The organism is Streptomyces ortus (assembly GCF_026341275.1).
In the GTDB taxonomy this organism is placed as follows: Bacteria; Actinomycetota; Actinomycetes; order Streptomycetales; family Streptomycetaceae; genus Streptomyces; species Streptomyces ortus.
In genome coordinates this window covers 404,256-426,700 of the sequence record NZ_JAIFZO010000002.1, presented here as the reverse complement: position 1 = coordinate 426,700, position 22,445 = coordinate 404,256, and the positions used below count along the sequence as shown (strand labels likewise).

The window sequence follows — 22,445 nt, the reverse complement described above, 5'->3', positions numbered from 1 at the left end:
GAGCCCGCCCATCAGGGCCTCGGCCCCAGGCCCCGCACCCGTACGGGAAGGGACGGCTCGGCCGGGCCGTCCTCGCCCTCCCGCTCCACGACCACGCGCGCGCCCTGCCGACGCGTCACATAACGCTCGATCTCCGGTTCCTCCCGGCCGTCCCCGGAGTCGGTGACCACCAGCCCGCCCCCGGTCCGTCCGTGGGCGGGCGCCCACACCTCCAGCTCCAGCGAGCCGTCGTCGCCGCGTACGGGCAGCACCGCACCCGCGCGGACCAGTACCGGAATCCGTGACAGCGGCGCGTCGACCAGCACCTGGGCGGGGCCTTCGTACACCCTCTCGGTCGCCACGTCGTACCAGCGGCCCCGCGGCAACCGCACGGCACGCCGGTCCGCCCCCGAATCGAGCACCGGGGCCACCAGGAGACAGTCACCGAGCAGGAAGGCGTCCTCGCAGTCGCGCAACGCCCGGTCCTCCGGAACGCCCCACCACAGCGGCCGGACATAGGGCGCACCCGTACGCCGTGCCAGATGCGCCAGCGTCATGAAGTACGGCAGCAGCCGCCGCCGCCCGACGAGCGCCACGCGCGCGTGCTCCAGCACCTCCGCACCGAACTCCCAGGGCTCACCTTGCCCGGGCCGCGGACCCGCGTGCGTACGGAAGAACGGCAGATACGCGGCCAGTTGGACCCACCGGAGATACAGCTCGCGGGAGGGGTCCTCGTCGACACCGCCCGCGTCCGGCCCCGAGTACGGCACTCCGCACAAGCCCAGTCCCAGCACCAGCGACAGCGACGCCCGCAGACCGGGCCAGCCCGGGGCCGCCTCTCCCAGCCAGACCCCTCCGTAGCGCTGCGTCCCGGCCCACCCGGCACGCGAGACCAGGAACGGCCGCTCCTCGGGCGCCAGTTCGCCCAACCCCTCGTACGCGGCGCGGGCCATGGTGAGGGCGTACACGTTGTGCGCCTCGCGATGGTCGCCGCCACGGCCCTCCAGGTCGTGCCGCGCCGAACGGGGCAGCGTGGCCTCACCGAAAGCGGCCAGGGACACGGGTTCGTCCAGGTCGTGCCAGAAGCCGGCGAATCCCTGGGACAACCGCTCCTCGTAGAGGCCGCCCCACCACCGGCGCGTACGCGCGCGCGTGAAGTCGGGATAGACCGCCTCGCCCGACCGGACCACACCGCGCACCACCTCCCCGGCGGAGTCCCGCACGAAGACGCCCTCGGCGGCCCCGACGTCGTACACCGGGTTGCCGGGTTCGGCCCTGATGGCCGGTTCCACGACCGACACCAGCCGGATCCCGTCCCGGCGCAGTTCCTCCGCGAGCACCGGCAGCTTGGGAAAACGGTCCTGGTCGGCCGTGAACGTCCGGTGCGCCTCGAAGTGGTCGGCACCCAGGTGCACGGCGTCCAGCGGCAGTCCGTGCTCGTGATAACCGCCCACGATCCGCCGCACCTCCTGCTCGCTCCCGGAGCGCCGCCGCACGTGGTGGTGCCCCAGGGCCCAGGGCGGCGGCAGTGCGGCGGCACCGGTCAGGGACGCCCAGTTCTGCAGCACGCGCGCGGGAGTGCCCACCATCACCCAGCAGCGCAGCGGCCCGCCGTCCATGCGCAGATCGCTCGCCCCGGCCCGGTCATGCCCCGACCCGGCACCCTCCTCGCCCTCGCGCAGGGTCACGCTGCCGTCCCAGGAACTGTCGTGGAACACCAGGTGCGTCGCCGCGTCCGCCACCACCATCTGCACCGGCATGGTGAGGTACAGCGGATCGTCACCGGGACCGAAGGCGTGCCCGGGGCCGGTGTTCCACAGCCGGTACGTCCCGTCCCGCAGCCGGGGCCCCGAAGCCCGCCCGCCGAGGCCGAAGAACCGCGCGTCCGCGGCCACTTCGGAGCGCTGCATCCAGCGAGCCCCGCCCCCACCGGCCGACTCCCACCAGCGCGGCGGCAACTCGCGCCGCAGGATCACCCCGCCGGGCGTACGCACCTCCACGGCGCCGAGCCGCGACACGACCACCGTCATCCGCTCCGCCACCACCCGCCAGGCGCCGTCCTTGTCCGGCTCCAGCACGGCCCTGAGATCCGGCTCGGGAGCACCGCCCGCGAGCGCGTACGACGGCTCGGGCCCCGCCCCGTCCCAGCCCCAGAAGACCGCTCCACCGGCCGTGACGGTGATCCGCAGCTCCGAGCGGGTGAACCGGACGACGCCGCCGCCGGGCGAGGGCTCGGCGGACAGCAGGGGCCCGGGGACCCGTGCGCGTTCGGCACCCCGCACCGGCAGCCCGACGGCGTCGATACGCCTCCTGCGCCACGCGGCGCGCACGGTGAGCAGCCTCTGGCCCGCCCCCGCCGAACCGACCGCCTTTATCGAACGCACCAGGTCACGACCGTTCATGCTGCTCAGCCTGCCACCCGAATGGAGCCATGAGCGTTCCGTTCAACTTCCGTTCATCCATGGCGCCACCACATGTTCACGGGGCGGACCATGTGGGGCCAACCCTGGTGTCAAAGTCGATCACATGGCATCGTCCGTCTCAGCCGCGTGACCCGCACACCCCAGTTCGTGCGTGGTACACGCACACGACGCGCGCAGTCCGGGAGCCGACCCATGACCTCATCGAACCCCTCGCCGCTCTGGCAGCCCGACCTGGAGCACATCGCCCGGGCGCGGATCACCCGATTCCAGGCATGGGCGGCCGAGCACCACGGAGCCCCCGCGGAGGGCGGCTACACCGACCTGCACCGGTGGTCCGTGGACGAACTCGACACCTTCTGGAAAGCCGTCACCGATTTCTTCGACGTACGGTTCTCCACCCCCTACGCGCGCGTGCTCGGCGACCGCTCGATGCCGGGAGCCCAGTGGTTCCCCGGAGCCACCCTCAACTACGCCGAGCACGCACTGCGGGCGGCCGGCACCCGAGCGGACGAACCGGCCCTCCTCTACGTCGACGAGACCCATGAGCCCCGTCCCGTGAGCTGGTCCGAACTACGCAGGCAGGTCGGCTCCCTGGCCGCCGAGCTGCGTGCCCTCGGCGTACGCCCCGGAGACCGTGTCAGCGGCTACCTCCCGAACATCCCGCAGGCCGTGGCCGCCCTCCTCGCCACCGCCGCCGTCGGCGCGGTGTGGACGTCCTGCGCCCCGGACTTCGGCGCCCGCAGCGTCCTCGACCGCTTCCAGCAGGTCGAACCCGTCGTCCTCTTCGCGGTCGACGGCTACCGCTACGGAGGCAAGGAACACGACCGCCGCGACACCGTCGCCGAACTGCGCCGCGAACTGCCCACCCTGCGCGCCGTCGTCCACATCCCGCTGCTCGGCACCGAGGCCCCCGAAGGCGCCCTGGAATGGTCCGCCCTCACCTCGTCGGACGTCACACCCGTCTACGAAGAGGTGCCCTTCGACCACCCGCTCTGGGTGCTCTACTCCTCCGGCACGACCGGCCTGCCCAAGGCCATCGTCCAGTCGCAGGGCGGCATCCTCGTCGAGCACCTCAAACAACTCGGCCTGCACTGCGACCTGGGACCCGACGACCGCTTCTTCTGGTACACGTCCACCGGCTGGATGATGTGGAACTTCCTCGTCTCCGGCCTCCTCACCGGCACCACGATCGTCCTGTACGACGGAAGCCCCGGCTACCCGGACACCGGCGCCCAGTGGCGCATCGCCGAACGCACCGGCGCCACCCTGTACGGCACCTCGGCGGCCTACGTCATGGCGTGCCGCAAAGCGGACGTGCACCCCTCCCGCGACTTCGACCTCTCCCGGATCAAGTGCGTCGCCACCACGGGCTCGCCCCTGCCGCCCGACGGGTTCCGCTGGCTGCACGACGAGGTGCGCGACGACCTGTGGATCGCCTCCGTCAGCGGCGGCACCGACGTGTGCTCCTGCTTCGCGGGCGCGGTCCCCACCCTCCCCGTCCACATCGGCGAACTCCAGGCCCCGAGCCTCGGCACCGACCTCCAGTCCTGGGACCCGAGCGGCAAACCCCTCATCGACGAGGTCGGCGAACTCGTCGTCACCAACCCCATGCCGTCCATGCCGATCCGCTTCTGGAACGACCCCGACGGCAGCCGCTACCACGACAGTTACTTCGACACGTACCCCGGCGTCTGGCGCCACGGCGACTGGATCACCCTCACCTCACGCGGCTCCGTCGTCATCCACGGCCGCTCGGACTCCACCCTCAACCGCCAGGGCGTACGCATGGGGTCGGCCGACATCTACGAGGCGGTCGAACGCCTCCCGGAGATCCGCGAATCCCTCGTCATCGGCGTCGAACAGCCCGACGGCGGCTACTGGATGCCGCTCTTCGTCCACCTGGCACCCGAAGCCGAACTCGACGAAGCCCTCCTCGGCCGCATCAAGCGGACCATCAGGGAACAGCTCTCACCCCGCCACATCCCCGACGAGGTCATCGAAGTCCCCGGCATCCCCCACACCCTGACGGGCAAACGCATCGAGGTCCCGGTCAAACGCCTCCTCCAGGGCACGCCCCTCGAAAAGGCCGTCAACCCCGGCTCCGTCGACAACCTCGACCTGCTCGGCTTCTACGAGCAACTGGCCCGCGACCGCGCCTGACCGGCCCCCGCCGCGACCGCCTCGGACACCCCGAGGCGGATTGTCAGTGCCTTCGGTTACGGTGAGTGAGCATTGATCACCGCGCACAGGGGGAAAAAGATGGCGCACACCCAGCACCGGACCATGCGACGCGTCCTGCGCCGCGAAGTCGCCGGAACGATCGGCCTGCTCACCGACGAGCAGGACTTCACCGCCATGCGACGCCGCTACCGCACCTTCGCCTTCGACGACCACACGAGCTACCTCCGACAAGTGGAGACCCTCCTCAGGACACTCGCCTCCGAGGGCGGCCACACCACGGTGGCTCTCTTCGACCCCGAGGAGTACGCGGAGTTCTGCGCCGAGCACGCACTCGACCCCGACTCCGCGTCCAGCCGCACCCGCTTCACGGCGGAGCTCGCCACGACAGGCGCGACCGTCCCCTACGAAGGCCAGACCCTCGACACCCTCGTCCCCGACCTCATCGACGAAGCGGTCCGCCGCGCCACCTGGGAGTACGCGACCACGCTCCTGTCCCAGATCGGCACGTGCGCGTCCTGCGGCGAGGACATCGGCCGAGCGGCCTTCCAACGGGCCTCGGACCTGCTCGTCCGCATCCTGCACGTCTCGGGCCCCGGACAACGGCACCTCGTGTGCAGTGTCTCCACGGAGCCCGAGGCACTGGTCGCTGTCCTGCGCACCGACGACGACCAGCACGGAACACCACACCTGGACGAGTCCGAGGCACTCGAATTCACCACCGTGCTCGCCCTGGGCATCGCCACCCGCAGCGCCGGCGGCCTCGTCATGCGCACCACCACATCCGAGGCCACCGACCAGGTCTACGGCTGGCGTCTGCGAGGCGAGGGACTGGAACCCCTCACCGCGGGAGAAGTCTTCGACGCCTACTGCACGGACGTCGAATCGGGCGACCTCGTCTCCCCGGAGTCGGGCGTCGACTACTGCGCGCCACCGGACCTGGGCGACGACGGGCATCCGACGGCGCACACGCACTGACCACACACACGCACACGCACACGCACACGAAAAGCGAGTGGCGCCCCACCTCGCGGTGGAGCGCCATTCGATCACGGACGACCGCTCGCCCGGCTACTCCCCGGACAGCACCGCCTGAGCCGCGGCGCGCGCCTCGTCGGCGCTGTCACAGGCACGCGCCGCCGCCGCGGCCCGCTCGCACTGCGCCAGCGTGTACTTGGCCAGCGTCGCGCGGACGTAGGGAATCGACGCCGCACCCATGGAAAGAGAGGTGACACCCAGACCGGTCAGCACACACGCGAGCAGCGGGTCCGAAGCGGCCTCGCCACAGACGCCACAGCTCTTGCCCTCGGCCCGCGCCGCCTCGGCGGACATCGCGACCAGGTCGAGCAGCGCCGGCTGCCACGGATCCTGCAGCCGGGACACGGCGCCCACCTGACGGTCGGCGGCGAAGGTGTACTGCGCGAGGTCGTTGGTCCCCAGCGACAGGAACTCGACCTCCCGCAGGATCGAGCGCGCCCGCAGAGAGGCGGAAGGGATCTCGACCATGGCGCCGAACTTCGCCTGCAGACCCGCGGCACGGCACGCGTCGGCGAACGCCTTGGCGTCCGCACGGTCGGCGACCATCGGCGCCATGACCTCAAGGTGGACGGGCAGCCCCTCGGAAGCCTTCGACAGCGCCGTCAGCTGCGTGCGCAGTACGTCGGGGTGGTCGAGCAGCGATCGCAGACCGCGGACGCCGAGCGCCGGGTTCGGCTCGTCGGCGGGCGTCAGGAAGTCGAGCGGTTTGTCGGCGCCCGCGTCGAGCACGCGCACCACGACCCGCCCCTCGGGGAAGGCTTCGAGCACCGTGCGGTACGCCTCGACCTGCTTCGCCTCGGACGGCGCGTTCTTGCTGTCGTCGAGGAAGAGGAACTCGGTACGGAACAGACCCACACCCTCGGCACCGGCCTCGACCGCCGCCGGAACGTCCGCCGGGCCGCCGATGTTGACCAGCAGCGGAACCTTGTGTCCGTCGGAGGTCGCACCGGGCCCGGTCGACCCGGCGAGCGCCGCCTTGCGCGCGGCCGCCGCGGCCTCCATCTCGGCCTTCTTCTCCGCACTCGGGTTCACGAAGATCTCACCGGTGCTGCCGTCGACGGCGACCATCGTGCCCTCGGCCAGCTCACCGGCTCCCGGCAGCGCCACCACGGCGGGCACACCGAGAGCCCGCGCCAGGATCGCGCTGTGGCTCGTCGGCCCGCCCTCCTCGGTGACGAAGCCGAGCACGAGCGTCGGGTCCAGCAGCGCCGTGTCGGCCGGAGCGAGATCACGAGCGATCAGGACGTACGGCTCGTCGCTGTCGGGAACGCCCGGCATCGGCACACCGAGCAGCCGCGCGACGATACGGTTCCGCACGTCGTCGAGGTCCGCCACCCGCCCCGCGAGGTACTCACCGGCATTCGCCAGGAGGGCACGGTACGAGGCGAACGCGTCGTACACCCCGCGCTCCGCCGTGCTCCCGACGGCGATACGCCGCTCGACGTCGGCCATGAGTTCCGGGTCCTGGGCCATCATGGCCTGGGCCTCGAGCACGCCCTGGGCCTCGCCGCCCGCCAGATTGCCGCGCGCCATCAGGTCGGCGGCCACGGCTTCCACGGCCTTGCGGGCGCGCCCCTGTTCGCGCTCCGCGTCCTGCACCGGTATCTGCTTGGCAGGCGGTTCGAGCACCGCCGTTCCCATGTGCCGAACTTCGCCGATCGCCACACCGTGGCTCACGCCGACGCCTCGCAGCGTTGTCTCCATGTCACCCGTCTCCGATAGAGCGGCGGGCCCTTGCCGCCGTGATGTCGTGCCGTGCTTGCCGTCGTGGACGGCGATGAGGTCAGTGCCAGCTGAAGAGAGCGTCGCCAGCCTTCACTTCGCCGTCAACGCTGACGTCGGAAAGGGATTCGGCCGTGGCTTCGAGTGCCACGATGGGACAGATGGGGGACTTGCCGGCCGCTTCGACGGCGGCAGGGTCCCAGCGCACCACGGACTGTCCACGCCGTACGGTGTCGCCCTTGTTGACGAGCAGCTCGAAACCCTCGCCGTTGAGCTGCACGGTGTCGATACCCAGGTGCGTCAGCACTCCATGACCTTCGTCGTCGACCACGACGAAGGCGTGCGGGTGCAGGGAGACGATCACGCCGTCGATGGGCGATACCGCCTCCGAGGCCTCCCTCACGGGGTCGATCGCGGTCCCGGGGCCCACCATGGCCCCGGAGAAGACCGGGTCGGGTACAGCGGTGAGTCCGATGGTGCGTCCTGCAAGAGGGGACGTCACGGTGGTCATGGGAAGCCTCCCGGGGGCGGGGATTCATCTGGGCCGTCACTGCCTGTCCCGGACGGCGCACTGTTGAGCAGCGTAAGTCATGAGAAGTGACGGTTCCGCGCCAGAGCAGCCGGTTGGCGGTCGTCGTGCCCAGCGGAAACGATTTGCGCCCGCTCCGAGGCCCCGTGTACTGTCGTACTCCTGCTTGAGGCCGAGCGACGCGAAAGTGTCCGTGCCTGGCAGCACCCAAACTTGTCAGATCCTTTCTCGGGGTCTGGTTCTGCATGTTCGCAGAATCGGTGGTCAGAGAGACGGAAATACACTGATAGAGTTTGGGAACACGAAGGGAAGCGCCCGGAGGAAAGCCCGAGAGGGTGAGTACGAAGGAAGCGTCCGTTCCTTGAGAACTCAACAGCGTGCCAAAAATCAACGCCAGATATGTTGATACCCCGTCCATCACCGCAGGGTGGTGGGTGGAGGTTCCTTTGAAAAAGTCCTGCCGGGCGCAAGCACGGCAGGCGCATCAGCGAGGACGCTGTGAACGGCCTTCCTTATTCCGGTTGGTCGTTCCGCTCTCATGATGTGAACCGGATTACCGGTAAACATTCACGGAGAGTTTGATCCTGGCTCAGGACGAACGCTGGCGGCGTGCTTAACACATGCAAGTCGAACGATGAACCATTTCGGTGGGGATTAGTGGCGAACGGGTGAGTAACACGTGGGCAATCTGCCCTTCACTCTGGGACAAGCCCTGGAAACGGGGTCTAATACCGGATGATACTTCTGCAGGCATCTGTGGGGGTTGAAAGCTCCGGCGGTGAAGGATGAGCCCGCGGCCTATCAGCTTGTTGGTGAGGTAGTGGCTCACCAAGGCGACGACGGGTAGCCGGCCTGAGAGGGCGACCGGCCACACTGGGACTGAGACACGGCCCAGACTCCTACGGGAGGCAGCAGTGGGGAATATTGCACAATGGGCGAAAGCCTGATGCAGCGACGCCGCGTGAGGGATGACGGCCTTCGGGTTGTAAACCTCTTTCAGCAGGGAAGAAGCGAAAGTGACGGTACCTGCAGAAGAAGCGCCGGCTAACTACGTGCCAGCAGCCGCGGTAATACGTAGGGCGCAAGCGTTGTCCGGAATTATTGGGCGTAAAGAGCTCGTAGGCGGTCTGTCGCGTCGGATGTGAAAGCCCGGGGCTTAACCCCGGGTCTGCATTCGATACGGGCAGACTAGAGTGTGGTAGGGGAGATCGGAATTCCTGGTGTAGCGGTGAAATGCGCAGATATCAGGAGGAACACCGGTGGCGAAGGCGGATCTCTGGGCCATTACTGACGCTGAGGAGCGAAAGCGTGGGGAGCGAACAGGATTAGATACCCTGGTAGTCCACGCCGTAAACGGTGGGAACTAGGTGTTGGCGACATTCCACGTCGTCGGTGCCGCAGCTAACGCATTAAGTTCCCCGCCTGGGGAGTACGGCCGCAAGGCTAAAACTCAAAGGAATTGACGGGGGCCCGCACAAGCAGCGGAGCATGTGGCTTAATTCGACGCAACGCGAAGAACCTTACCAAGGCTTGACATCGCCCGGAAAGCATCAGAGATGGTGCCCCCCTTGTGGTCGGGTGACAGGTGGTGCATGGCTGTCGTCAGCTCGTGTCGTGAGATGTTGGGTTAAGTCCCGCAACGAGCGCAACCCTTGTTCTGTGTTGCCAGCATGCCCTTCGGGGTGATGGGGACTCACAGGAGACTGCCGGGGTCAACTCGGAGGAAGGTGGGGACGACGTCAAGTCATCATGCCCCTTATGTCTTGGGCTGCACACGTGCTACAATGGCAGGTACAATGAGCTGCGATACCGCAAGGTGGAGCGAATCTCAAAAAGCCTGTCTCAGTTCGGATTGGGGTCTGCAACTCGACCCCATGAAGTCGGAGTTGCTAGTAATCGCAGATCAGCATTGCTGCGGTGAATACGTTCCCGGGCCTTGTACACACCGCCCGTCACGTCACGAAAGTCGGTAACACCCGAAGCCGGTGGCCCAACCCCCTTGTGGGGAGGGAGCTGTCGAAGGTGGGACTGGCGATTGGGACGAAGTCGTAACAAGGTAGCCGTACCGGAAGGTGCGGCTGGATCACCTCCTTTCTAAGGAGCACTTCTTGGCTGTCAGGTTCTGCCTGATGGTCCAGAGGCCAGTTCATCGGCGAACGTCCGGTGCTGGTTGCTCAAGGGTGGAACGTTGATTATTCGGCACACTCAGCCTTCTTCGGCTGTAAGTACTGTCCTTCGGGGCGTGGAAAGCAGACCTGAAGGGGTGGGGGTGTCGGGCACGCTGTTGGGTGTCTGAGGGTACGGACTTCAAGTCTGGATCTTCAGTGCCGGCCCCGGTAAAGCATCGCGTAAGTGGTGTGTGATGGGTGGTTGGTCGTTGTTTGAGAACTGCACAGTGGACGCGAGCATCTGTGGCCAAGTTTTTAAGGGCGCACGGTGGATGCCTTGGTACCAGGAACCGATGAAGGACGTGGGAGGCCACGATAGTCCCCGGGGAGCCGTCAACCAGGCTTTGATCCGGGGGTTTCCGAATGGGGAAACCCGGCAGTCGTCATGGGCTGTCACCCACATCTGAACACATAGGGTGTGTGGAGGGAACGCGGGGAAGTGAAACATCTCAGTACCCGCAGGAAGAGAAAACAACCGTGATTCCGGGAGTAGTGGCGAGCGAAACCGGATGAGGCCAAACCGTATGTGTGTGAGACCCGGCAGGGGTTGCGCATGCGGGGTTGTGGGATCTCTCTTTCACAGTCTGCCGGCTGTGAGGCGAGTCAGAAACCGTTGGTGTAGGCGAAGGACATGCGAAAGGTCCGGCGTAGAGGGTAAGACCCCCGTAGTCGAAACATCAACGGCTCGTTTGAGAGACACCCAAGTAGCACGGGGCCCGAGAAATCCCGTGTGAATCTGGCGGGACCACCCGCTAAGCCTAAATATTCCCTGGTGACCGATAGCGGATAGTACCGTGAGGGAATGGTGAAAAGTACCGCGGGAGCGGAGTGAAATAGTACCTGAAACCGTGTGCCTACAAGCCGTGGGAGCGTCGCGCATCAAGTTTACTTGGTGCGTCGTGACTGCGTGCCTTTTGAAGAATGAGCCTGCGAGTTTGCGGTGTGTTGCGAGGTTAACCCGTGTGGGGAAGCCGTAGCGAAAGCGAGTCCGAATAGGGCGGTATAGTAGCGCGCTCAAGACCCGAAGCGGAGTGATCTAGCCATGGGCAGGTTGAAGCGGCTGTAAGAGGTCGTGGAGGACCGAACCCACCAGGGTTGAAAACCTGGGGGATGACCTGTGGTTAGGGGTGAAAGGCCAATCAAACTCCGTGATAGCTGGTTCTCCCCGAAATGCATTTAGGTGCAGCGTCGTGTGTTTCTTGCCGGAGGTAGAGCACTGGATAGGCGATGGGCCCTACCGGGTTACTGACCTTAGCCAAACTCCGAATGCCGGTAAGTGAGAGCGCGGCAGTGAGACTGTGGGGGATAAGCTCCATGGTCGAGAGGGAAACAGCCCAGAGCATCGACTAAGGCCCCTAAGCGTACGCTAAGTGGGAAAGGATGTGGAGTCGCACAGACAACCAGGAGGTTGGCTTAGAAGCAGCCACCCTTGAAAGAGTGCGTAATAGCTCACTGGTCTAGTGATTCCGCGCCGACAATGTAGCGGGGCTCAAGCGTACCGCCGAAGTCGTGTCATTCATACACATATCCCCAACGGGAGTATGGATGGGTAGGGGAGCGTCGTGTGCCGGGTGAAGCCGCGCCGGAAGGCAGTGGTGGACGGTTCACGAGTGAGAATGCAGGCATGAGTAGCGATACACACGTGAGAAACGTGTGCGCCGATTGACTAAGGGTTCCTGGGTCAAGCTGATCTGCCCAGGGTAAGTCGGGACCTAAGGCGAGGCCGACAGGCGTAGTCGATGGATAACCGGTTGATATTCCGGTACCCGCTGTGAAGCGTCAAACATCGAACCAGGCGATGCTAAGTCCGTGAAGCCGTTCCGGACCCTTCGGGGAATGGAAAGTGGTGGAGCCGACGGACCAGACCTGTAGTAGGTGAGTGATGGGGTGACGCAGGAAGGTAGTCCAGCCCGGGCGGTGGTTGTCCCGGGGTAAGGGTGTAGGACGTGATCCAGGTAAATCCGGTTCACATAAGTCTGAGACCTGATGCCGAGCCGATTGTGGTGAAGTGGATGATCCTATGCTGTCGAGAAAAGCCTCTAGCGAGTTTCATGGCGGCCCGTACCCTAAACCGACTCAGGTGGTCAGGTAGAGAATACCGAGGCGTTCGGGTGAACTATGGTTAAGGAACTCGGCAAAATGCCCCCGTAACTTCGGGAGAAGGGGGGCCATCACTGGTGATCCGATTTACTCGGTGAGCTGGGGGTGGCCGCAGAGACCAGCGAGAAGCGACTGTTTACTAAAAACACAGGTCCGTGCGAAGCCGTAAGGCGATGTATACGGACTGACGCCTGCCCGGTGCTGGAACGTTAAGGGGACCGGTTAGTCAAACTTCGGTTTGGCGAAGCTGAGAACTTAAGCGCCAGTAAACGGCGGTGGTAACTATAACCATCCTAAGGTAGCGAAATTCCTTGTCGGGTAAGTTCCGACCTGCACGAATGGCGTAACGACTTCTCGACTGTCTCAACCATAGGCCCGGTGAAATTGCACTACGAGTAAAGATGCTCGTTTCGCGCAGCAGGACGGAAAGACCCCGGGACCTTTACTATAGTTTGATATTGGTGTTCGGTTCGGCTTGTGTAGGATAGCTGGGAGACTGTGAAGCTTGAGCGCCAGCTCGGGTGGAGTCGTCGTTGAAATACCAGTCTGGTCGTGCTGGATGTCTAACCTGGGTCCGTGATCCGGATCAGGGACAGTGTCTGATGGGTAGTTTAACTGGGGCGGTTGCCTCCTAAAGAGTAACGGAGGCGCCCAAAGGTTCCCTCAGCCTGGTTGGCAATCAGGTGTTGAGTGTAAGTGCACAAGGGAGCTTGACTGTGAGACCGACGGGTCGAGCAGGGACGAAAGTCGGGACTAGTGATCCGGCGGTGGCTTGTGGAAGCGCCGTCGCTCAACGGATAAAAGGTACCCCGGGGATAACAGGCTGATCTTCCCCAAGAGTCCATATCGACGGGATGGTTTGGCACCTCGATGTCGGCTCGTCGCATCCTGGGGCTGGAGTCGGTCCCAAGGGTTGGGCTGTTCGCCCATTAAAGCGGTACGCGAGCTGGGTTTAGAACGTCGTGAGACAGTTCGGTCCCTATCCGCTGTGCGCGTAGGAATATTGAGAAGGGCTGTCCCTAGTACGAGAGGACCGGGACGGACGAACCTCTGGTGTGCCAGTTGTCCTGCCAAGGGCATGGCTGGTTGGCTACGTTCGGGAGGGATAACCGCTGAAAGCATCTAAGCGGGAAGCCTACTTCGAGATGAGTATTCCCACCAACTTGATTGGTTAAGGCTCCCAGTAGACGACTGGGTTGATAGGCCGGATGTGGAAGCCCTGTAAGGGGTGGAGCTGACCGGTACTAATAGGCCGAGGGCTTGTCCTCAGTTGCTCGCGTCCACTGTGTTGGTTCTGAAACCACGAACAATCCCATACCCGTGTGGCCACGGGGTGTGGTGCCGCAGTTTGAGAGTTTCATAGTGTTTCGGTGGTCATAGCGTGAGGGAAACGCCCGGTTACATTCCGAACCCGGAAGCTAAGCCTTACAGCGCCGATGGTACTGCAGGGGGGACCCTGTGGGAGAGTAGGACGCCGCCGAACAAATATTACGGAAAAGCCCCCGCACTTCGGTGCGGGGGCTTTTTTGCGTTCCGGGTGCGGGATCACCCGGAACCCCTCCGCGCTCGGGGCCGATGCCTGAGGGTAAGGTCAGGGGGCAACGTTGGCTCGTTCCCACAGGAGGCCCCCGGGTGGAGGTCCAGGAGACCCGCGTCCAGACAGACCGGGTCCTCACCATCCCGAACATCCTCAGCATGGCGCGCCTCGCGGGCGTACCGCTCTTTCTGTGGCTGATCCTCAGGCCGGAGTTCGGTGGGCCCAACAGCGACGGCTGGGCGCTTCTGGTGCTCATGCTGAGCGGTATCAGCGACTATCTGGACGGCAAGCTCGCCCGTCGCTGGAACCAGATCAGCGGCCTCGGCCGGCTGCTGGACCCCGCCGCCGACCGCCTCTACATCCTCTCGACCCTGCTCGGGCTCACCTGGCGCGAGATCCTGCCCCTGTGGCTGACCAGTGTGCTGCTGGCGCGCGAGCTCGTTCTGCTCGTGATGGTGGGCATCCTCAGGCGGCACGGCTATCCGCCGCCACAGGTGAACTTCCTCGGGAAGGCTGCAACGTTCAACTTGATGTACGCCTTCCCGTTGTTGCTGCTCAGTGACGGAAGTGGCTGGCTTGCGTCACTCGCTGCTATTTTCGGATGGGCGTTCGCCGGATGGGGTACAACTCTGTATTGGTGGGCAGGGATCCTCTACGTGGTTCAGGTCCGCCGCCTTGTTCGTGCGGACAACCATGGCCGACTGAGCCCGCCCAATGGGCGGCCGTAGAGGTCTCTGATGGCCCGCAACGAGAATGTGCGGGACAATCTGACGGGTGAAGTCGGCTAGACCGTCTCTTCAAGGAGGACGCTTCCGACATGAAGGCCGTCGTGATGGCCGGCGGCGAAGGCACACGCCTTCGCCCCATGACCTCAAGCATGCCCAAGCCGCTCCTGCCTGTGGCCAACCGCCCGATCATGGAGCACGTGCTGCGGCTGCTCAAGCGGCATGGGCTAAACGAAACCGTCGTCACCGTCCAGTTCCTGGCCTCGCTGGTCAAGAACTACTTCGGTGACGGTGAAGAGCTCGGTATGGAGCTCACCTATGCCAACGAGGAGAAGCCACTCGGTACTGCCGGCAGTGTCAAGAACGCCGAAGAGGCACTGAAGGACGACACGTTCCTCGTGATCTCCGGCGATGCTCTGACCGACTTCGACCTCACCGACCTCATCAACTTCCACAAGGAAAAGGGTGGGCTCGTAACGGTCTGCTTGACCCGCGTTCCCAATCCTCTTGAATTCGGCATCACCATTGTCGATGACGAGGGAAAGGTCGAGCGTTTTCTTGAGAAGCCGACCTGGGGTCAGGTCTTCTCGGACACGGTGAACACCGGCATCTATGTCATGGAGCCCGAGGTCTTCGACTATGTCGATGCCGATGTCTCCGTCGACTGGTCCGGCGATGTCTTCCCTCAGCTGATGAAGGAGGGCAAGCCGATCTACGGCTATGTCGCCGAGGGCTACTGGGAAGATGTCGGCACGCACGAAAGCTATGTGAAGGCGCAGGCCGATGTCCTGGAGGGCAAGGTCGACGTCGAGCTGGACGGCTTCGAGATATCGCCCGGCGTCTGGGTCGCCGAGGGCGCCGAGGTCCACCCCGACGCGGTGCTGCGGGGGCCGCTCTACATCGGGGACTACGCCAAGGTCGAAGCCGACGTCGAAATCCGCGAGCACACCGTGGTGGGCTCCAACGTCGTCGTCAAGACCGGCGCGTTCCTGCACAAGGCCGTACTGCACGACAACGTGTACATCGGTCAGCACAGCAATCTGCGCGGCTGTGTCGTCGGCAAGAACACCGACATCATGCGGGCGGCGCGTATCGAGGACGGCGCCGTCATTGGGGACGAGTGCCTCGTCGGCGAGGAATCGATCGTCCAGGGCAACGTCCGGGTGTACCCGTTCAAGACCATCGAGGCCGGCGCGTTTGTCAACACGTCGGTCATTTGGGAGTCCAGGGGCCAGGCGCATCTCTTCGGGGCCCGTGGAGTGACCGGGATCCTCAACGTGGAGATCACACCCGAGCTGGCGGTCCGCCTGGCGGGCGCGTACGCGACGACCCTCAAGAAGGGGTCCACCGTCACGACGGCCCGTGACCACTCCAGGGGTGCCCGTGCCCTCAAGAGGGCCGTCATCTCCGCTCTTCAGGCCAGCGCCATGGACGTACGGGACCTGGAGAACGTACCGCTGCCGGTGGCGCGGCAGCAGACCGCGCGGGGCAGTGCCGGCGGAATCATGATCCGTACGACGCCCGGAGTTCCCGACTCGGTGGACATCATGTTCTTCGACGGGAACGGGGCGGACCTGTCCCAGGGGAGTCAGCGCAAGCTCGACCGCGTGTTCGCGCGGCAGGAGTACCGGCGTGCGTTCCCCGGTGAGATCGGGGACCTGCACTTCCCGGCCAGCGTCTTCGACTCGTACACCGGCTCTCTGCTCAGGAACGTCGATACGAGTGGGATCGCCGACGCCGGGCTCAAGGTGGTCGTGGACGCGTCGAACGGCAGTGCCGGACTGGTGCTGCCCAGCCTCCTCGGCAAGCTCGGGGTCGACGCGCTGACCATCAACCCGGGTCTCGACGAGTCACGTCCCACGGAGACGGCGGACACCCGCCGGTCCGGGATGGTCCGGCTCGGCGAGATCGTGGCTTCGGCGCGGGCCGCGTTCGGCGTGCGGTTCGACCCGGTGGGCGAGCGGCTGTCGCTCGTCGACGAGAAGGGCCGGATCATCGAGGACGACCGGGCACTGCTCGTCCTGCTCGACCTGGTGGCGGCCGAACGGCGCAGCGGACGTGTGGCGTTGCCGGTGACCACCACGCGGATCGCCGAGCAGGTGGCGGCGTACCACGGGACGCAGGTCGACTGGACGACGACGTCTCCCGACGATCTGACGCGCGTCGGGCGCGAGGAGTCGACGATCTTCGGCGGCGACGCGCGCGGCGGGTTCATCGTGCCCGAGTTCAGCAGTGTGTTCGACGGCACGGCCGCCTTCGTCCGGCTCCTCGGTCTGGTGGCACGGACGCAGCTCACGCTCAGTCAGATCGACGCGCGCATTCCGAAGGCGCACGTCCTCAAGCGCGATCTCGCGACTCCCTGGGCGGTCAAGGGGCTGGTGATGCGGCGCGTCGTGGAGGCGGCCGGTGACCGGTTCGTCGACACGACCGACGGTGTGCGTGTCGTGGAGACCGACGGACGCTGGGTGATGGTTCTGCCCGATCCGGCGGAGGCGGTCACCCACCTGTGGGCCGAAGGGCCCGACGACGCCTCGGCGCAGGCACTGCTCGACGAGTGGTCGTCGGTGGTGGACAGCGCCGGTCGCTGAGTACCACGCGCGCGTGCCGGACAATGCCCCGAAAGGGGCCTGTCCGGCACGTCGGTGGGGCCGTTCGGAGCTACAGGTCGCGACGTGCGACGATGTGCGGCATGCCGCAGCAGCCCCCCGTTCGGAGCACCCCCACGCGCCCCCCGCGCCCGGACGCGTCCATGTCGCTGCTCACCAACGTCATGGACCACAGTCTCGACGAGGGGTACGCCGAGGCGGCTGCCCGGCGGAAGGCCGACGGCACGGGCGGGATGCCCAAGAAGCTGTCGGCGAAGCTCGGTCTCGCGGCCGGTCTGGTGCTCGCGGCCCTGTTGGTGACCGTGGGCGCGGCGCAGGCGCGGATAGCGGCTCCGGTCGTCGCCAAGGAGCGCGAGGAGCTCATCGACCGCATCGACAGCGAGACGTCGGCGGCCGAAGACCTCGAGGACGCCATCGACGAACTGCGCGACGATGTCGGGGCCCGGCAGCGCGAGGCGCTGAAGAAGCACGGCGGTGACCAGGGCGAGCTGGTGGGCATCCTGGCGGGCGCCCTCGAAGTGCACGGTCCCGGTGTGAAACTCGTCGTGGACGACGCGAAGGAAGCCGATCACGCCGGCGCCGGGGACGCGCGGGAGACCTCGGGCTTCTCCGACACCGGACGCGTACGCGACCGCGACATGCAGCGGGTCATCAACGGACTCTGGGAGTCGGGCGCCGAAGCCGTCACGATCAACGGCCAGCGGCTGACCGCCCTGTCCGCGATCAGGGCCGCGGGTGACGCGATACTGGTCGACAACAAGCCGTTGGTGCCGCCGTACACGGTGTTGGCCGTGGGGGACGGGGACCGCTTGCGCACCAGGTTCCAGAACAGCGGTGACGGCCAGTATCTGCAGGCTCTGCACAAGAACTTCGGGATCAGGACCAGCATCTCCGCCGAGGACGAGGTCCGGCTGCCCGCAGCACCGAGTGTGATCGTACGAACAGCTCAACCGAGCACAGAGAAAGGCACATCGTGATCGCCGTACTGGGCCTCGTCGTGGGAGTCGTGGCTGGATTGCTGGTCCGGCCCGAGGTACCGGCGATGGTCGAGCCCTATCTTCCGATCGCCGTCGTCGCGGCGCTCGACGCCGTGTTCGGTGGGCTGCGGGCGATGCTCGACGGCATCTTCGACGACAAGGTCTTCGTGGTGTCGTTCCTGTCCAACGTCGTGGTGGCCGCGCTGATCGTCTTCCTGGGTGACAAGTTGGGCGTGGGCGCCCAGCTGTCCACGGGTGTCGTGGTCGTCCTGGGCATTCGCATCTTCTCCAACGCCGCGGCGATCCGCCGGCACGTCTTCCGGGCGTGAGGCCGATGAGCAGCAACGACGAGACGCCGCGCACCCCCGGGAACCCGCTGCGCGAGGAACTGCCCGAAGAGGTGGAGGCGAGGACTCCCCGGAACGCTCCCGAGGAGGCGGCCGGGACCCGCACACCGCAGGCCGGGCCCGAGCGGAGCGGACCGGCAGCCCCGACCGGCCGGCAGCGGCTGGTGGCGGGCCTGTGGCCGCCGCGGGTGTCCCGCGCGCAACTGATCGTCGCGCTGCTGCTGTTCGGCCTCGGGTTCGGCCTCGCCGTCCAGGTCGCGTCCAACAGCGACAGCGACGGGGCCCTGCGCGGCGCACGCCAGGAGGACCTCGTACGCATCCTCGATGAACTCGATGACCGCACACAGCGTCTGGAGGAGGAGAAGCAGGGGCTGGAGGATCAGCGCACCGAGCTGGAGAACAGCTCGGACCAGGCCGAGGAGGCCCGCAAGCAGACGGTCGAGAAGGAGAAGCAACTCGGCATTCTGGCGGGCACCGTGGCGGCGCAGGGCCCCGGCATCACGCTGACCATCGCCGACGGGAAGGGAACGGTCGAGGCCGACATGCTGCTCGACGCGGTCCAGGAGCTCCGTGCGGCGGGCGCGGAGGCCATCCAGGTCAATGGCGTACGGATCGTCGCGGGCACCTATCTGACGGATAAGAGCGGGGGAGTCGCGGTGGACGGGAACAAGATCGGCTCCCCGTATCGTTTCAAGGTCATCGGGAAACCCCAGGACCTCGAACCGGCGCTCAACATCCCTGGCGGCGTGGTGCAGACTTTGGAGAAGGAGCAGGCCACCGTCACGGTGGAGCGGTCCGACAAGATCGTCGTGGACGCCTTGCGACCCGCAGAGCGGCCTGACTACGCTCGGTCGTCCTCCCAGTGAACCTGCGGCGCTTGGAGGCGGCTCTCCGAGGGCATGAGCTTGCGGGGGGTCGACGCACCGAATGGCTGGTGCGTGGTGGAAACTGTCTGGTGGATACGGACGTTGTGAGGGTGTCCGGCTCGACCGGTGTGTGCAATCAGGGTTCGTCCTGCCCCACGGGCGGGTCTGTTTCGGTCAAGGGGAATCGCCCGTGAAGTTGTTTGCGAAGTTGTTCGGCAAGAGCGCACGAGAGGGCGGCGACAACGCCACCGCCCGCCATCGCGCACCGCGCCCCTCGGAAGGCGAGGAGCAGGGGGACCGCCCGCTGTTCCGCGACCAGGTGGGTGGGCCGCCCGGTGACATTTCCGGTGGTCAGGGCGCGCCGTCTGTTGACCCTGCCCAGTCGGGGCGCATAGGTTTCGGGGATCCGTCAACCTCAGGTGCGGGTGGAGGATTCGGCTCCGACCCGTACGCGTCCAATACCCCGGCGGGGCAGCCGCGGCAGGAGGATCCGTCCATGTCGGCCCTGGTGTGTACGAGGTGCGGTAACCGCAACGCGGAAGCGAGTCGCTTCTGCTCGAACTGTGGTGCGCCGTTGCGGGCCGGGGCGACCCCCGAGCGTCCGTCGGAGACCACCTCGACGATCTCCATCTCCGGTCTTGAGGCCTACGACGCCGAGGCCACCGGTCAGACGCAGATGCCGATGCTGTCGCCCGAGGCGCAGGCCGCCGTGGACGCCCTGCCGCTCGGCTCGGCGCTCCTTGTGGTGCGGCGGGGGCCCAACTCGGGCAGCCGCTTCCTGCTGGACGGTGATCTGACGACCGCCGGCCGTCATCCGCAGAGCGACATCTTCCTGGACGACGTGACCGTGTCGCGCCGCCATGTGGAGTTCCGCCGGGAGCCCGACGGTTCGTTCACGGTGGCGGACGTCGGCAGCCTCAACGGCACGTACGTCAACCGGGAGCGCATCGACCGGGTCCCCCTGGCGAACGGTGACGAGGTGCAGATCGGCAAGTACCGGCTGGTCTTCTACGCGAGCCAGCGGGGCATCTGACCCTCCCCCAGACTTTGTCCGGGGAGACCCCCAGGGAAGGTCCATGCTTCGAACACCGAGCGGCGGTGCCGGTCACGGCGCCGCCGCCACGGACCACGGGCTGATGAGCATCGGCACGGTGCTGACCGTGCTGCGTGACGAATTCCCCGAGGTCACCGTCTCCAAGATCCGTTTCCTGGAGTCCGAGGGCCTCATCGAGCCGCAGCGCACCCCCTCGGGATACCGCAAGTTCAGCGAGGACGACGTCGAACGCCTCGGACACGTCCTGAGGATGCAGCGGGACCACTATCTGCCCCTGAAGGTCATCCGGGAGCATCTGGACGCCATGGGGCGCGGAGAGGCGGCCCCGCTGCCCTCCGTGGGGCGTCAGCGCGACGGGGAGGCCCTGAGTGAGCCCGAGGAGCCCGTCGTCGCCCGTATCGGGCGCGACGAGCTGCTGGCCGCCGCCGAGATCGGTGAGCGGCAGCTCGACGAGTGGGAGTCGTACGGGCTCATCACCCCGCTGCCGGACGGCGTGTACGACGCCGAAGCGGTGACCGTCGCCGGACTGGTGCTCGAACTGGGGCGGTTCGGGATCGAGCCGCGCCATCTGCGCGCCGTGAAGGCCGCCGCCGACCGCGAGGCCGGCCTGGTGGACCAGGTCGTGGCACCCCTGCGGCTCCACCGCAACCCGCAGACCAGGGCACACGCCCAGGCGCGCACCAAGGAGCTGGCGGGGCTCGCGGTGAGGCTGCACGCCGCCCTGGTGCAGTCGGCCCTCGGGGTGCGGCTTCCCTGACCCGGCGACCCGCCCGGACGCGGGGCGTGGAACGTGGGATAGGGCACCCATTCCGTGCTCGACTACCCAAAGGTGCCGGGCACGGCCTAGGGTTGCTGTGTGAACGAGCTCGACGTCGTAGGTGTCCGGGTCGAAATGCCCTCCAACCAACCGATCGTGCTCCTGCGTGAAGTGGGAGGCGACCGCTACCTCCCCATCTGGATCGGGCCGGGGGAGGCGACGGCGATCGCCTTCGCTCAGCAGGGCATGGCTCCCGCGCGACCGCTGACCCACGACCTGTTCAAGGACGTGCTGGAAGCCGTCGGCCAGGAGCTGACCGAAGTGCGCATCACCGACCTGCGGGAGGGCGTCTTCTACGCGGAGCTGGTGTTCGCCAGCGGGGTCGAGGTGAGTGCGCGGCCGTCCGACGCCATAGCGCTCGCCCTGCGCACCGGGACGCCCATCTACGGCAGCGACGGTGTCCTGGACGACGCCGGCATCGCGATCCCGGACGAGCAGGAGGACGAGGTGGAGAAGTTCCGCGAGTTCCTCGACCAGATCTCGCCCGAGGACTTCGGGACCAACAGCCAGTGACGGTGCCGGAGACCGGTCCGTGACCCTCCGGGACCGCCGGACGACGCGCCGTACGGCGGTCGTCCCGAGCGCATTCGGCTAGCCTTTCCCCGCAGTGGGGCACGGGAAACCACTCTTAGGGTGATTATCACCCGGCGTGCCGAGTGTGGCGATCGTTGACGAGCCCCTGGTGACTGCCTACCGTCGAGAAGGCAGGTCTAGGACGGAGGTCGGCGTGAGAAGCAGCGGCGACGGTACGGCTGGGGGTGCCTCCGGACGCGGTCTGGGGGACAGTGGCCCGTACCCGCTTCACAGCAGCGCGGCCGATCACGTACAGCGGCCGAAAGTGGTGCCGAGGGACGGCGAGGTGGCGTCCGAGGAGATCGGTTATCGCGGGCCCACGGCCTGCGCGGCCGCGGGGATCACCTATCGGCAGCTGGACTACTGGGCCAGGACCGCTCTGGTCGAGCCGAGCGTGCGGCCCGCTCACGGGTCGGGGACGCAGCGGCTCTACAGCTTCCGTGACGTGGTCGTCCTGAAGATCGTGAAGCGGTTCCTGGACACGGGGGTCTCGCTGCAGAACATCCGCACCACGGTCCAGCATCTCAAGGAGCGGGGCTCCTGCGACCTGGAGCGGATGACGCTGATGAGCGACGGCGCGACGGTCTACGAATGTTCCTCGCCCGACGAGGTCCACGCCCTTCTCCAGGGCGGCCAGGGCATCTTCGGCATCGCCGTGGGCGTCGTGTGGCGGGACGTGCGCAGCGCGCTCTCGCAGCTGCACGGAGAGCGTGTGGACACGGGTGAGACGCTCGTCGGGGCCAATCCGGCGGACGAGCTGGCCCGGCGCCGCAACCGCGCGGTCTGAGACGGCCGCGCAGGGCGGG

General features: G+C 66.5%; 14 protein-coding genes and 3 rRNA genes. 14 read left to right on the top strand and 3 right to left on the bottom strand.

Annotation, left to right across the window (positions count from 1 at the left end):
* Positions 1-11: 11 nt before the first annotated feature.
* The gene (locus tag K3769_RS05105; protein ID WP_267025262.1) at positions 12-2,381 is read right to left on the bottom strand and encodes a glycoside hydrolase family 31 protein; all 2,370 of its coding nucleotides are present in this window, start codon (positions 2,379-2,381) and stop codon (positions 12-14) included.
* A 213-nt stretch (positions 2,382-2,594) separates the two neighbouring features.
* On the opposite strand from K3769_RS05105, the gene K3769_RS05100 reads away from it, so the two are divergent.
* Together K3769_RS05100 and K3769_RS05095 are read left to right on the top strand one after the other, a co-directional pair.
* Positions 2,595-4,562, top strand: coding sequence for an acetoacetate--CoA ligase (locus tag K3769_RS05100; RefSeq protein ID WP_267025261.1), 1,968 nt, complete (start codon positions 2,595-2,597; stop codon positions 4,560-4,562).
* A 99-nt stretch (positions 4,563-4,661) separates the two neighbouring features.
* The gene (locus tag K3769_RS05095; protein ID WP_267025260.1) at positions 4,662-5,558 is read left to right on the top strand and encodes a DUF8829 domain-containing protein; all 897 of its coding nucleotides are present in this window, start codon (positions 4,662-4,664) and stop codon (positions 5,556-5,558) included.
* Between the two features lie 93 nt (positions 5,559-5,651).
* Here K3769_RS05095 and ptsP read toward each other — a convergent pair whose 3' ends face one another.
* Both ptsP and K3769_RS05085 read right to left on the bottom strand, forming a co-directional pair.
* Positions 5,652-7,322 carry a phosphoenolpyruvate--protein phosphotransferase gene (gene ptsP, locus K3769_RS05090; RefSeq protein ID WP_267025259.1) on the bottom strand — a complete coding sequence of 557 codons (1,671 nt, stop codon included), beginning with the start codon at positions 7,320-7,322 and terminating at the stop codon, positions 5,652-5,654.
* A 79-nt stretch (positions 7,323-7,401) separates the two neighbouring features.
* Positions 7,402-7,851: a PTS sugar transporter subunit IIA gene (locus K3769_RS05085; protein WP_267025258.1), complete on the bottom strand. Its 450-nt coding sequence runs from the start codon at positions 7,849-7,851 to the stop codon at positions 7,402-7,404.
* 584 nt (positions 7,852-8,435) lie between these two features.
* On the opposite strand from K3769_RS05085, the gene K3769_RS05080 reads away from it, so the two are divergent.
* The 12 genes from K3769_RS05080 (at position 8,436) to K3769_RS05025 (ending at position 22,426) form a co-directional block, all read left to right on the top strand.
* Positions 8,436-9,963, top strand: a 16S ribosomal RNA gene (locus K3769_RS05080).
* A gap of 319 nt (positions 9,964-10,282) precedes the next feature.
* Positions 10,283-13,405 (top strand): 23S ribosomal RNA (locus K3769_RS05075).
* 98 nt (positions 13,406-13,503) lie between these two features.
* Positions 13,504-13,620 (top strand): 5S ribosomal RNA (rrf, locus tag K3769_RS05070).
* The 16S, 23S and 5S rRNA genes sit together here, the layout of an rRNA operon.
* A gap of 149 nt (positions 13,621-13,769) precedes the next feature.
* On the top strand, positions 13,770-14,402 hold the full coding sequence (gene clsA, locus K3769_RS05065; RefSeq protein WP_107018623.1) for a cardiolipin synthase ClsA: 633 nt from the start codon (positions 13,770-13,772) through the stop codon (positions 14,400-14,402).
* Between the two features lie 89 nt (positions 14,403-14,491).
* A complete protein-coding gene (locus K3769_RS05060; RefSeq protein WP_267025257.1) occupies positions 14,492-16,987 on the top strand; it encodes a mannose-1-phosphate guanyltransferase in 2,496 nt (831 codons plus the stop codon).
* A 92-nt stretch (positions 16,988-17,079) separates the two neighbouring features.
* Positions 17,080-17,982, top strand: a complete 903-nt coding sequence (locus K3769_RS05055; protein WP_267025256.1) for a DUF881 domain-containing protein — start codon at positions 17,080-17,082, stop codon at positions 17,980-17,982.
* Positions 17,979-18,311 (top strand): small basic family protein, encoded by a 333-nt coding sequence (locus K3769_RS05050; protein WP_046587749.1) that lies wholly within the window; start codon positions 17,979-17,981, stop codon positions 18,309-18,311. The genes K3769_RS05055 and K3769_RS05050 overlap by 4 nt, the downstream gene beginning before the upstream one ends.
* Positions 18,312-18,316: 5 nt before the next feature.
* On the top strand, positions 18,317-19,195 hold the full coding sequence (locus K3769_RS05045; RefSeq protein ID WP_267025255.1) for a DUF881 domain-containing protein: 879 nt from the start codon (positions 18,317-18,319) through the stop codon (positions 19,193-19,195).
* Between the two features lie 61 nt (positions 19,196-19,256).
* On the top strand, positions 19,257-20,228 hold the full coding sequence (locus tag K3769_RS05040) for a zinc-ribbon and FHA domain-containing protein (RefSeq protein WP_267025254.1): 972 nt from the start codon (positions 19,257-19,259) through the stop codon (positions 20,226-20,228).
* 43 nt (positions 20,229-20,271) lie between these two features.
* Positions 20,272-21,006: a transcriptional regulator FtsR gene (gene ftsR / locus K3769_RS05035; RefSeq protein ID WP_267025253.1), complete on the top strand. Its 735-nt coding sequence runs from the start codon at positions 20,272-20,274 to the stop codon at positions 21,004-21,006.
* Positions 21,007-21,105: 99 nt separating this feature from the next.
* Positions 21,106-21,579: a bifunctional nuclease family protein gene (locus tag K3769_RS05030; protein WP_006123076.1), complete on the top strand. Its 474-nt coding sequence runs from the start codon at positions 21,106-21,108 to the stop codon at positions 21,577-21,579.
* 214 nt (positions 21,580-21,793) lie between these two features.
* Positions 21,794-22,426: a MerR family transcriptional regulator gene (locus K3769_RS05025; RefSeq protein WP_267025252.1), complete on the top strand. Its 633-nt coding sequence runs from the start codon at positions 21,794-21,796 to the stop codon at positions 22,424-22,426.
* Positions 22,427-22,445: the final 19 nt, after the last annotated feature.